Source organism: Paenibacillus sp. 01T422 (assembly GCF_056398785.1).
In genome coordinates this window covers 1-13153 of the sequence record NZ_JBFTQB010000225.1, presented here as the reverse complement: position 1 = coordinate 13153, position 13153 = coordinate 1, and the positions used below count along the sequence as shown (strand labels likewise).

At 46.2% G+C, this 13153-nt stretch carries 12 protein-coding genes and 1 pseudogene; 4 read left to right on the top strand and 9 right to left on the bottom strand.

From position 1 onward, the window contains the following. Window positions 1–716, bottom strand: a 716-nt coding sequence (locus tag AC1DUA_RS14640; protein WP_477500466.1) for an extracellular solute-binding protein, incomplete at its 3' end; no start/stop codon positions are given. Between the two features lie 293 nt (window positions 717–1009). On the opposite strand from AC1DUA_RS14640, the gene AC1DUA_RS14635 reads away from it, so the two are divergent. The 4 genes and pseudogenes from AC1DUA_RS14635 to AC1DUA_RS14620 form a co-directional block, all read left to right on the top strand. Then, window positions 1010–1720: a cytochrome c biogenesis CcdA family protein gene (locus AC1DUA_RS14635; protein ID WP_477500465.1), complete on the top strand. Its 711-nt coding sequence runs from the start codon at window positions 1010–1012 to the stop codon at window positions 1718–1720. A gap of 47 nt (window positions 1721–1767) precedes the next feature. Beyond that, a complete protein-coding gene (locus AC1DUA_RS14630) occupies window positions 1768–2328 on the top strand; it encodes a redoxin family protein (protein WP_477500464.1) in 561 nt (186 codons plus the stop codon). 38 nt (window positions 2329–2366) lie between these two features. Continuing rightward, window positions 2367–3518 carry a peptide-methionine (R)-S-oxide reductase MsrB gene (gene msrB / locus AC1DUA_RS14625; protein ID WP_477500463.1) on the top strand — a complete coding sequence of 384 codons (1152 nt, stop codon included), beginning with the start codon at window positions 2367–2369 and terminating at the stop codon, window positions 3516–3518. A 227-nt stretch (window positions 3519–3745) separates the two neighbouring features. Then, window positions 3746–4285 (top strand): annotated as a pseudogene (locus AC1DUA_RS14620) (UbiA family prenyltransferase); the annotation flags it as partial. Window positions 4286–4546: 261 nt separating this feature from the next. Here AC1DUA_RS14620 and AC1DUA_RS14615 read toward each other — a convergent pair. The 8 genes from AC1DUA_RS14615 to AC1DUA_RS14580 form a co-directional block, all read right to left on the bottom strand. Then, on the bottom strand, window positions 4547–6010 hold the full coding sequence (locus AC1DUA_RS14615) for a sulfatase (protein ID WP_477500462.1): 1464 nt from the start codon (window positions 6008–6010) through the stop codon (window positions 4547–4549). Between the two features lie 42 nt (window positions 6011–6052). Beyond that, window positions 6053–6919 (bottom strand): carbohydrate ABC transporter permease, encoded by an 867-nt coding sequence (locus AC1DUA_RS14610; protein WP_477500461.1) that lies wholly within the window; start codon window positions 6917–6919, stop codon window positions 6053–6055. Window positions 6920–6942: 23 nt separating this feature from the next. Further along, window positions 6943–7875: a carbohydrate ABC transporter permease gene (locus AC1DUA_RS14605; RefSeq protein ID WP_477500460.1), complete on the bottom strand. Its 933-nt coding sequence runs from the start codon at window positions 7873–7875 to the stop codon at window positions 6943–6945. 83 nt (window positions 7876–7958) lie between these two features. Continuing rightward, window positions 7959–9263 (bottom strand): ABC transporter substrate-binding protein, encoded by a 1305-nt coding sequence (locus tag AC1DUA_RS14600; protein WP_477500459.1) that lies wholly within the window; start codon window positions 9261–9263, stop codon window positions 7959–7961. Between the two features lie 232 nt (window positions 9264–9495). Then, a complete protein-coding gene (locus AC1DUA_RS14595) occupies window positions 9496–11100 on the bottom strand; it encodes a helix-turn-helix domain-containing protein (protein WP_477500458.1) in 1605 nt (534 codons plus the stop codon). After that, window positions 11097–12602, bottom strand: a complete 1506-nt coding sequence (locus tag AC1DUA_RS14590) for a cache domain-containing sensor histidine kinase (RefSeq protein WP_477500457.1) — start codon at window positions 12600–12602, stop codon at window positions 11097–11099. Before AC1DUA_RS14590 ends, AC1DUA_RS14595 begins: the two co-directional genes overlap by 4 nt. A 190-nt stretch (window positions 12603–12792) precedes the next feature. Then, window positions 12793–12882 (bottom strand): YjcZ family sporulation protein, encoded by a 90-nt coding sequence (locus AC1DUA_RS14585; RefSeq protein ID WP_477500456.1) that lies wholly within the window; start codon window positions 12880–12882, stop codon window positions 12793–12795. 109 nt (window positions 12883–12991) lie between these two features. Beyond that, window positions 12992–13105 (bottom strand): YjcZ family sporulation protein, encoded by a 114-nt coding sequence (locus AC1DUA_RS14580; protein WP_477500467.1) that lies wholly within the window; start codon window positions 13103–13105, stop codon window positions 12992–12994. Window positions 13106–13153: the final 48 nt, after the last annotated feature.

Below are 13153 nucleotides of genomic sequence, written 5' to 3'. Positions count from 1 at the left end.
TAGATAGGATCCAAGCCTCCAAATGCGGACAAAAAGCTTCCATCGCTGTCGGCAAAGAAGTTGCCTGTGTTGCCTTGGCCAATCAAACCAACCGTGTCTTTCTTACCATTCCCGTCGGGATCACCGTCAACAATTGTCTTCAGCGTTGCTGCGTATTCATCTAATGTAGTAGGCACTGGTAAGTTGAATTTATCCAGCCAATCCTTTCTCATTTTGAGACTGAGGTCAATGTGGGGACGATTACGAGGAACACCGAAAATTTTGCCATCCGTTCGCACATAATTCCATACGTCCTTATATCCATTTTTCTTTAAATTTGGATACTTGCTGAAATCACCCAAGATTGGCGTCAAATCCCAAAATGCCCCTTGTTTCACGGCATTTTGCAGCGTTGGACGTGTAATGCTGTTCGCAACAATAACCTCTGGAATGTTGCCGGATGCCAAGACCAGGTCAAATTTCGTATCATAGTCGCCCGAAGGAATCCAATCTATGTTCAGTTGAACTTTATTATCTTTTTGGAACTTCGACCAATACTCATTGTTCATATCTGGAATATCCGCAAATGACGGAACCATAAACTGAACCTTCAGATCAGGTGCAGCAGCGCTACTACCCTTGGGAGCCTCCTTACTCTCTCCACAGCCTGCCATCACTCCTATTAAAAGTGGCACAAGCATTGTCAAACTGACCCTCTTGGTTGTCAATATTTTCATAATAGCCTCCCTGTTGATGTTTGTTGCTTCACCGCTGTTCAAGTGTCCGGAACTAACAAGACAACGTATTAGGCTTTATTATAGGAGCATGATCCACTGCAAGTAAGTGACAATTCTTGTTCTTCTTGTCCATCTTAGTAGAATATCAATTTTTGTCACTTTGCGAACCCGTGTTGCTCCTCCTAGGCTCTCCGAAAGAGATAATGATTTCACAGATTCTGATGATTAAAGTGGATATCCATGGTGCAGAAAAAAATGTAAACTAAATGTAAGTAAAGAAAGGGGGCACTGACATGTTGACGGAGCAGGTCTTCGTTGGAAGCGTATTTGTGGCTGGTCTTCTCTCCTTCTTCTCTCCCTGCATCTTGCCTCTCTTACCCGTCTATTTAGCACAGCTCGGCGGAGTCGCTCCAGGTGAAGGAAAGAAGACAGTTCAATTAGGAAACCTAAAGATTCATCTATCGCTGATTAGCAACACCCTATTTTTCATTTTCGGCATCTCATTTGTATTCGTCCTGCTTGGTTTCGGTGCAGGCGCGCTGGGAAGCATCATTAATAGTTCCTGGTTCATGCGTGTATGCGGCATATTCGTCATTGCATTCGGTATTTTCCAGACTGGTGTGGTCCGTCTGCCGTTTCTTCTGCGCGAGCGCAAGCTCGCTGTGAACTGGCAGGGAAAGAAGGGGTTCGCTGCTTCCTTCCTACTCGGCTTCACGTTCAGCTTCGGCTGGACGCCGTGCATCGGTCCCGTACTGGCAGCCGTGCTCAGCTTGTCGGCGAGCGAAGGTTCATCTCTGGAAGGCGGCGGCCTTATGATCGTATATGCGCTGGGCTTAGCCATCCCTTTCCTGATCCTGTCGCTCTGCTYGGATCTCCTGATCGGGCGACTACGAGCGCTCAATAAGCATACGCCCGCGTTAAAGGTCGTCTCCGGTATTTTGCTGATCATCATGGGAGTGCTTCTGATGACGAACGATTTGAATATTATCGTGAATTGGTTTTGAGAAGGACGATTAATTAGATAAATGTAACAATAAAGGAGGAAATTGTCATGAAAAGAAGTATGAGATGGTCCACGGTGGCCATTTCCCTACTAGCCTTCCTGCTAATTCTGACAGCCTGCGGAAGCAATAAACCGGCTGCGAACACGTCAGACAAGGCCGCGGTGGCGGTGAACAAAGGATCGGCCGCTCCGATGTTCGATCTCAAGGATGTCAACGGAAGTGAGGTGTCCTTGGCTAGTCTGGCCGGGCAGAAAGTGTATGTGAAATATTGGGCATCCTGGTGTCCGATTTGTCTTGCCGGCATGGATGAATTGAACACGCTTGCAGGTCAGGACAACGATTTCAAGGTCATTACAATTGTCAATCCGAATTATAAGGGCGAACAGAGCTCAGCGGATTTCAAAGAATGGTTCAAAGGACTGCAGGCCGAAAACACGGCTAAGAACGTTACAGTCCTGATCGACGACGACGGAAAATGGGCTCAGAAATTCGGGATACGCGGCTATCCGACCTCCCTCTATATCGGCTCAGACGGCGTACTCGTGAAAACMGTCCCTGGTCACAACACCAATGATGTCATAACGTCGGAATTCAAGCAAATTTCCTGATCGTGTCTAAATATGCTTTGAAAGAGGAGGAGAATTTGTTGAAACGAATCGTATTCACCTGTTCCTTTATTCTGGTGCTGCTGCTCTCCGCTTGCGGTCGACCCGCCACGCTTGGCAATTCGCTCGGTATGACGTCATCAACGATGTCGGGTGCCGCCGCAGAAACGAACGGCAGTCCAACCAATACCAGATCGCCTAACCCAAATGACAAAATCGATTACTCTCACAGTAATTTGCAGACGATCTATTTGGCCGGGGGCTGCTTCTGGGGAATCGAGGCTTACATGGAGCGTATCGTCGGCGTTCAGAACGTCACGGTTGGCTACGCGAATGGTACAGGAGAAAATCCGACCTACGAGGATGTTGTGCGCGGCGACCGCGGCTTTGCCGAAACTGCCGAAGTGAAATACGATCCAGCTCGGATTCCACTGTCCGAGCTTCTGACCGACTACTTCAAGGTCATCAATCCGACGAGCGTAAACAAACAAGGCAACGATGTCGGTATCAACTACAGGACGGGAGTTTATTACGCCAACGACGCCGATCTGGCCGTCATCAACGATATCGTCGCCAAGGAACAGAAGAAATACACGAAGAAAATTGTAACCGAAGTGATGCCGCTGAAAAATTATTACCTGGCAGAGGAATACCATCAAGACTATTTGGACAAAAATCCCGACGGCTATTGCCATGTTGATCTGTCCGTTCTGGATGAGGTGAACAACAAACCTGTTAAGGTCGACCCCGCCCTTTACTCCCGTCCGAGTAACGAAGAGCTGAAGACGAAGCTGACGGAATCGCAGTATGCCGTCGCTGTGCTTAACGATACGGAAAAGGCGTTCTCCAACGAATATTGGGATAATTTCAAACCCGGCATCTATGTCGATGTGGTAACGGGTGAGCCGCTGTTCTCAAGCAATGATAAGTACGATGCCAGCTGCGGCTGGCCTAGCTTCACGAAGCCGATCGATCCCGATGTCGTCACCTTCGACAAGGACACAAGCTTCAACATGGTGAGGACCGAGGTGCGCAGCCGAGTCGGCAACATTCATCTCGGCCATGTTTTCGATGATGGCCCCGCCGATAAGGGCGGCAAACGTTACTGCATCAACAGCGCCTCCATCCGCTTCGTCCCTCAGGCCGATATGGAGAAGAGTGGCTATGGTTATTTGGCGTCAGCCGTGAAATAAGTAGAAAAAAGGTATAACCCTTGCAAGTTCAAAGGTTATACCTTTTTTTATTTATAGTGAACCGAAATTTTGCCTCTTTCCATGAATTTGATACTAGCTAATTCACGAAAGCGACAAAGATTTATGACAGAATCATGAGTGTTTGTTGAAGCTAAGCACAAGAGCGGCACCTATATGGTAACCTGAACATATAGAAGTTAATTTACCGGGAGGGGTGTGTTAGTGACATGCAAATCCAAAGCAATACGGTTAGCATTCAAACAGTTCCAATCTCAATCACGAAGGTCCTATTCGAAACGATAAAGATTGGCATTATTAAATCGAACCTCATCGCCATGATCGCAGGGCTTAGTATGGCGTTGTTCGTACATCACATACCGCTAATGGATAAGATCGGCAACATGACATTAGCACTAATTGGTTCTTCCTTAGTGATAGGAGCGGCCGGTATCTTTAATAATTTATACGACCGTGATATCGATCGCATGATGGAACGAACGAAAAACAGGCCAACCGTTTCCGGCATAATTGATACCAGGATCGGACTGATCATTGGTATTTGGATCTCGATCGGTGGTCTAGTTGCCTTGTATATTGCTTCGCCGCTATCTGCTTTCGTAGGTTTCCTGGGGCTCTTCCTATATGTCGTGCCTTATACCATGTGGACAAAACGCAGAACAATCTATAATACAGAGGTTGGAAGCTTGTCTGGAGCGATTCCTCCGTTAATCGGTTGGGCCGCGATCTCACCAGACATTTTACATCCTCCCTAGCTGATCCTTTGTTATTCCGGTAATGAGAAGTATTATTATTTTCATTAAATTAGATTCCTATGTGCGTTCTCTTGAGTCCGTTATACTATAATTTCAGAAGAAGTCCTGTACTGAAATGCTGGTTTCTGCCTGAATAAGCAAGAGGCTGCCCTCAAGGTATATCTACCTCATGGGACAGCCTCTTTCCTGATGCTAGGTACGAATTATTCTGGCATTACTGGAGAAACCTATCTTTATAGGACATCAAAGCAGCACCTACAATCCGAGTCGCTCGAATTGCTCTAACGGCGTATTCGCTTCCTGCATACTCTCTATAAGCAGCCTAATCATACGTGCCTCCAACTCGGCGTCCTGAATCGAATGCTGCTGTTGATAATCCTTCGATATATCATAGAGTTTCGTCTCCATGACCTGGCTGTTCGTCGCGTAAGGCTCTCCCTGCCGACTCACAGGCACTTTAAACAATGGAAATCGCGTATATGACAAGAAACGGCCCGTTTCAATCAACTCTTGGACCTGATGGCCCAAATAGGAACGGAAAGTTGTGGGCATTGCCGTGTACGTAAAACATGGATGATTGTCTACTGCACGTGGAGCTCTCATATAGGTATAATTGCCGTCAGTCACATTCACTGCCATGCCGTGATAACCATAGATCGCCGCCTTGCGGACCTTGTCCGCTCGCCCCTCAAGAAGTCCCCTTAAGGAATGACCCTTCACTTGCTCCGGAATCGCCACATTCATATAATCAAGGATCGTTGGCATCACATCAATATTTTGCGTGAGTGCGTTGATTCGTGTGCCGTTGCGATCGCCACCAGGTACATGAATCATCATGGGAATATGTGCGAGTTCGTTGAAGACATGCATCTGGTTTTTACCCATTTTCTTATGCTCGCCGAGTAAAAAGCCGTGATCCGTTGTGAAAATCAGCAGAGTATCCTCCCATAATGCCAAACGATCCATCGTATCCAGCAGCTTGCCAAGCCAATGATCAATCATGGTAAGATTAGCTGCATAACGTTTGCGTACATGCGCAACCGCCTCTTCCGGCACATCTACATCCCCATAGTTAGGCCAATTATAAAGCGGACCCTTGTAATCATCTTGATACAGATCTAGATAATGCTTCGGGCAATCGAAAGGCTCGTGCGGATCGAAGGCTTCTACCATCAAGAAATAATTGTCCTCCTCGCTATTGCTCTCCAGCCATTCGCAAGCAGCTCGCATCGTTCGCGGACCCGCATAATCCTCTTCTTGCAGGAACCTCTTCCGGTTTCTTTCATACTGAGTTCTAACCCTACCATAGTGCTCATCCGGCACTTCCGGCTCGCTTACGGTCGAATGCCAAGGATCATCCTCCTGCCCGCGATGAAAGTCCCATGTCGTGAAGGACTGGCAATAATTCTCGCCACCTGTAGCGAAATAATGATAGTGGTCGGTCACGATATGGCTGAAAATCCCACCTTTCCGCAGGACATTCGGCAACGTTTCATCGAACGGCTCAATGCCGCCCCATCCTTTTTCCAGAAAAGCTGTTCTTCCCGTTAAGAGATCTCTTCGCGCTGGCATGCAGGGGAGTGATCCTGACCAATGCTGATCGAAGACAACGGATTTCTCCGCAAGTCGATCGATATTAGGCGTCTTTACCCAATCCCCTCCATACGCCTGCAGCAGATGCCGATTGAGCGTATCCAAAAGCACAACAATTGTATTCATAGCAGCCTCCCATCCAAGATTTCCTCAAACCAATTCGTCATTTTATGCTTTGAGACCTGTGGTTACAATCCCTTGAACGAAATATTTTTGGGCAAATAGGAACAGTAGCATAAGCGGAAGTACAACAAGCGTCGTTGCGGCCATTAATAAATTCCACTCCACACTCGTTTCCCCGCGAAACATCGTCAAGCCCAGCTGCACGGTTCTCATCTGCTCCGAGTTAGTCATAATAAGCGGCCACATATAATCATTCCAGGTCGCCGTTGTTTTGAAAATGCCCAGTGTAGCTAGTACCGGCTTGCTTAAAGGCAAATAGATTTGATAAAACACCCGCAAGGTGGAGGCTCCATCAATTTGCGCCGCCTCATCCAAAGCCCGTGGGAAAGTAAGGAAAAACTGACGGCATAGAAAAATGCCGAACGAGCCTGCCACAAACGGAAAAATTAATCCGCCATAACTGTTAATTAATCCGACGCCTCCCGCTCCGAATAGATCGTTGCCTCCGGCTAATGGAAACATTTTCATCATAAGGAAGGTTGGAATCATGGTTACTTGCGAAGGCACCATAATACCGATCAATACGGAAAAGAACAAGATGTCTCTTCCAGGAAACCGCAATCTAGCAAAAGCGTAACCAGCCATCGAGTTCAGCACAAGACTAGCAACCACCGTAATCACTGTCACAACAAAAGAATTATAGAAATAACGGAGCCAGTCCCCCTTGGACATGGCCAGCACGTAATTTTGAAACATCCATTTATGCGGAATAAATGAGAATGTAGGTGACTGTATTTCTCCCATAGTCTTGAAAGAGGTAACCACCATCAGCATGAATGGAAAAAGCATCAGCAGAGCAACTGCGAGCATAATGGCCGATATCAGAATCGTGATGCTCATCTTACTTTTCAAACGAAATCCCTCCTTTCCTTCTACTAGTCCACATCCAGATCATCACCCTGATTACCGTATTTGAAATTGACGATTGTAATTACAAGCGTAATGGCAAACAGCACCATGGCCATAGCCGATGCATACCCCATCTGGAAATCCTGGAAACCGCGCAAATAGATTTGGTGCACAACGGTAGTCGTCGAACCCATTGGCCCGCCGTTCGTCAGAATATTCACTTGCTCAAAAACCATGAAGGAGTTAATACACGTCATAATAAGGATAAAAAAGGTCGTAGGCTTGAGCATCGGAAAGGTTACCGACCAGAACTGTCTTAATTTGGATGCTCCATCCATATGGGCTGCTTCATATAAACTAGAGGGAATCGACTGCAATCCCGCCAAATAAATAATCATCGTATACCCCAGTGATTTCCAGATACTCATGATCACGATTGCGAGCATGGCTGTTTTGGGATCATACAACCACTGAACCGGATCGAGACCTACCGTCTTGAATACGCGGTTCATAATCCCCAGCGAAGGATCATAAATCCAGAGCCAAATCATGGACACGGCCACCATGGATGTTACGTTAGGCACATAGATACTCGCTCTAGCAAATACCTTGCCGAAAATTCCTCCATTCAGCAGAACAGCCAGAACGAGTCCAAGGGCAATTTGGGGAAGTATCGTCCAGAATGCGTAAACTAAGGTGTTCGTCATAGCTTTGGCGAACATACCATCATGCAGCAATCGCGCATAATTTTGTAGACCAATAAAAGACGGGCTGCTATAGAAGTTATAATTTGTGAAGCTATAATAGAAGCTAATTAACAGTGGAATAAAAATAAAGGCAAAATAAATGACATACCCGGGAGCAATCATCGCATATCCGGCATAATCGTAACGCAATCTGCGGAGCGATTTATATCGACCAATGCCTCCTTGGGCACCTGTCGTTGCAGTCGGCTTCATGGGAAACCACCTCGTTTCATCAGGTTGAACGTAAATCGCCTGCCCGTAGACTGCAAGCAATCTTCACGCAGGCGACTCAGATCCTATTTGGAAATTAGATTTGGAAGCTCCTTGGTCAATTGAGCCGCAGCATCTTTCATGGCTTGCTCCCCTGTTTTCTTCCCATAATAGGCTTCTTCTAGATTTAAGCTAATAAACTCATACATTTTGCCCGAATACGTCACTTTCGCAGCGCCTTGTCCATAAGTCACAGCATCGAAGATGGCACCGTTCATGACTGGATTTTCTTTAATATAATCGTCTTTCAAAGACTTCCTGACGACAGGAGTCCCCAATTCCTTATATCTCGCCCATGTCTCTTCCTTGGCCATGACGGTTTGCATAAATTCAAAAGCCAGGTCCTTCTGTTTGCTTTGTGAGCTCATGAACAACAAACGCATGCCAGCGAAGGTGGACTTCATTTTCCGGGAGATAGGGCCAGATACACCAATTTGCCCATTAAGCTCGGGATGATCCTTCTGTAAATTCGTGAACGCAGCAGGGCTATCATAGGCAATCGCCGCTTTTCCGTTCGGGAACAGATTCTCATTGGATTTCGTTGAATCGTTCGGAATCGTGATTCCCTTTTTCACCATATCAATGAGGTATTGTGTAGCCTCAATTGATTCCGGGGAATCGAATAAGGGAGTATTATTCTCCGCATCAATAATTTTGCCGCCGTTTTGCAGAACGAAGGATTGCCATAACGTCCAACCGGTCGCCGTCGGAATGCCGAAACCAGCCATCGTTGTTGTCGCTCCATCCTTCTTAGTCAGCTTTTCCGCGTATTGTGTCAGTTCATCCCAATTGGCCGGCGGCTTCTCAGGGTCCAGTCCCGCTGCTTTGAACAGATCCTTACGCCACAGCAGAACCCTTGGATCAGGGATGAAGCCTATGCCGTACAGCTTCCCTTTGTAGGTACCCGTATCAACGACACTTTCCAGCATATCGCTTTTATCTGCCCATTTGCTCGTGTAAGCATCCAATGGCTCATATTGTCCCAAATTCGCCCGCTGCGCCAAGGATGCCAATGTGTAAGACAACACATCCGGCGACGTTCCGCTGGCATAAGCAGCATTCAGTTTCGTTTCCATATCTGAACCGAAAGGAACCTCGCTATACGCCACTTTCACCCCTGGATGCTTCGTCTCAAAATCGCCGATCACACGTTTCCAATACGCATTCTCCGCAGGATCTGTACCTGCCCTCCAGAAAGTGAGCGTTTTGCTTCCGCCCCCGGCTCCGTCGCTCTTCTTGTTTAGCTGCTCCGTACTGCTGCTGCAACCGCTGAGCAGGATACTGGCCGACAGTATAATGCCGATCCCCCCGGCAACCCATTGCTTTTTCATATTCGAAAGCCTCCCCTTGTGGTTCATCTATCTGACAACTTTATTATAAGAAATCGGGAATGGGTCATAGTGAAACTGGTTTCCGTTTTTTTTGAACAAATGCATGCTTCTGAAATCGGGGGTACGAACCTGCACAGATCTTATACAAAATTATTCCTTTGATATGCAAAAATAATCCGATAGACTCGCAGGCGAACAAAAAAACACCGCATTCAAGCGATGTCTAGTGATTCTAAGCTCTATTGTGCAGCTCCATGTACTCAGAGGGCGAGATTCCTGTATATTTTTTAAACAACTTAATAAAATAACTTGCGTTCGCGTAGCCCACTTGCACGGCTGCTTCCGAAACTTTCAGCGTTTTTGTACTCAACAGGCTCATGGCCTGCTCTAACCTTATTTGCATGAGGTACTCGTTGAAATTCATCCCCGTTTCTTTTTTGAAAAGCTCACTGAAATAGTTGCGGCTCAGGTGAACATGGTTGGCAATTTGTTGAAGCGAAAGCTCCTCTGCAAAGTGTTTTTGAATAAAATCACAAGCATTCTGTACAGCTTCTCCATATTTGCGCCGATGTTGTTCAATCCACTGCACAATCGTGTCAAGCCGTTTCTCCGTCCAACCTCTGAGCTCTCGAAACGTTTTCAGCCGCAACACCTCCAGGTGTGCCTCGCTATACAACAGATCAAGCTTAGTAGCCGGCACTTGATAGGCTCTTGCTTTATTCACCATGGCGTAAGTTAGCTCAAGGGATAGCGCCCTAGCCTGCTTAGCGTTCAGTACTTTTTGCTCAGTCATATCGTTCATGAATTGCTTGCAAGCTTCGGGCACCTCTCGAATTTGACCCAAATCCAAGTGCCGATGAAAGGAGTCAGGCACAGGAATCGTGTCAGCTTGACCAGCAGAAATCGGGGACTGATAATACACAATGCTGCGATCCTCATAAAATAATGGCAGATGCAGCGCCTCTAATGCCTCTCTAGCCTGCTCCGGCAGGAAGGAAAGGCGGCTATAGGTCGTACTGATGCTGATTGCTGAATGCAAACCAATAAATTTCCGCAAATTTTCCGCTACCCGGTTAGCCAACAGCAGCAGGGACTCCCTTTGAGATTTCATACTCGTGCTCTTGATATTAACCAGCAGCATGACCACATTCTCCTCATAGAGAAAAGAACATCCATTGCCAGCTTCATTCATCAAGGTCTCATTGACAATATTGGTTACCGCAAGGATTCGCAAATCTTCCTCTTGAATTTTCAGCTCTGGGCTTTGAAGCGCGCCTAACGCAAGTACCGTCAAGTTCCTCTCCGTCAGCCCAGTGCCGAACAGCACCATTTTATCGTGAAAATCATTCATCTCCTGTTGGTTTCCTTGCAGAAGCTCCTTGAAATAAGCTGTGCGAAGCGCCAGTTGGTTCTGATTTAGCAGACTGCGCAGGGAGTTAATTTCGACCAATTTGCTATGGTCCAGTTCAATATCCTTCCCGATCTTATGCAGGACCTCGTCCAGACCCTGAAGCGTAATTTCCGCTTTAAGAATGTATTCACTTGCCCCGAATTTAAGCGCCTCGGCTGCGAATTGAAACTCATTATAGGAGCTGAAAATAACGGCCCGAATTCTCGGCATTTCCTGCTTCAAGCTCTTAATCAGTTCAATCCCATTCATACCGGGCATTTTGACATCCGTCACGACCAAATCAACATCATGCGATCGGCAAAAATCTATCGCCTCAAGACCATTTGCAGCTTCTCCGGCAATGCGGTAAGGCTCTCCCAGCTTAGCAACGGTCATTTGAAACCACTCGCGAAAAATCGGTTCATCATCTACGATGAGAATGTTCATCTTGCATTCCTCTCCTCCCACTTATACCATGCTGGTATTAGGACCATTACCTTCGTTCCTACTCCCGGTTCTGATTCCACCGTTAGTCCATATTTCGAGCCGTAGTACAGCTGGATTCGCTCATGTACATTCCGCAATCCCCCACGATGAGCTACTTGTCCACCCCCAGCATACTCTTCTAAGAACACGCCAGCTTTACTCGTTGATTCCATTCCTACGCCGTCATCCCTAATTTCAAACAGAATATCTCCATCTTGCATATCCCCTCTGATCCACAGTGTTCTCTTCCCGAGCTTCGGCTCCAGTCCATGAAAGATCGCGTTCTCCACCAGCGGTTGCAGGATTAACTTGATCGTTTTGAAAGGCATAATTTCGTCATCGAGTTCATAATGAACCTCCAGTTTATCTCCCTGACGGATTTGCTGGATATACATATAATTGTGCAGCATACTAATTTCCTCTTCGATCGGGATTATCTCGTCATGCTTGGAGATTGATTGCTTCAGCAGTTTGACCAGAGCCACAATGACGGAATCGACTTTGTCACTGCTGTGCTTATGAAGCACAACGATAATAAAAACAACTGATACAATTAGTTGTATTTGATTTAAGCTGCTAAGAACAACTTTTGTCGGCGTATAAGAGACAAGTTTCCAACCCGTTTTGCCGATCGTCTGAAAAGAAATCAATTGCTCTGTATTGTTCTCACGGTCTACGAAATAACCCGACTCATATTGCTGAATTTTCCAGTAATACGAACGGTCCTTAACATTCGTCAAGATCTTCCCGTTTTCCTGGGAGGAGATCACACGGCCATCGTCACCTACGATCACAATTTCCCGCTGCTCGTCCAAGGCACTTTCATATAAACTTCTTATTGTGGTTGCGTTTACACTAATCATCACGAGCCCCGTAGGTGCGCCGGTTTCAAACCGATTACTGATTCTTACCGCATGAAAGGTGCTACGACCGTCCTCCGTCGGCACAAGTCCAGGAATCGGCTCCGTAATCCAGAGAATACGTCCCTTTGCCTCAGCGGCCATTTGGAACCAAGGTTCATTTACAATATCTCGAATTCGAATATTTTTATTGAGCGGATTCGTCGACTGCTCCAGTCCGTTCAGACCAAGTAGCGTAACATGATATTGCAGCTTTCCGAAGGAATAGATCGAATTCGTGAGCAGCCTATCAAAAGCAGCACGAAGATGCGCTTCTTCATAGCTGTTTTCCGTTATTTCCGTCGTAAACGCATGGTTAATCTCGTCATTGAGATAGAACGTATTGGAAACCGCGATCACATCATCCAGCAGCATATCCGTCTTCTCTGCAATCTGACCAAGCGTTTTGAGATTCGACTGGCTCACTTGCGATTCAATTGAACTTTTGGAAATATGCAGCGTAATGATCCCGAAGACACCGAGCGGAATAAGGATGAGGCATATTGTCGAAATGAGAAATTTATTTTGAATGCTGCTTCTATGGATAAACCATTTGCTTCGCATCGTCGACCTCCCTCGTACATAACCAAAACATTATTACCTGATGATACACGATTAGACGAGCTTATCAAATACTTTTATCGGAAGGATACCAAAGAGACTACTTATGTGAAAATAAAGTGGGGCCCTATTCGTAAAACAAAAAAACCGCTAATTTCGCGGCTTTTCATAGGTCAATGTTATGTCTACACGTTTACCATGCAAATGTCATAGTAACAATAACCAATAAAATGAAGAGAACCAAAATTGCGGCTGCGCTATTACCACCTGTTTCATACCCCATAGTTCATTCCTCCTTTCTTACAAAAGCAATCACCCATGGAGATCCATACAGCAAATTATCCTACGAATGTAATAGTAGAGTAATTCCTTGGTGAGGAGGTGTAAAAACCTTACAAGCTAACTGAAGTCAGAATGATAACCAGTAAGATGAAAAGAACAAGGATGGTTGCTGTCGACGTATACCCTCCACCATTTCCAGTAGATGACAACGCTGTGTAACTCATAAAGTGCTCCTCCTCTGTGAAAAAAAATGTGACGACTTTATAGAGTAC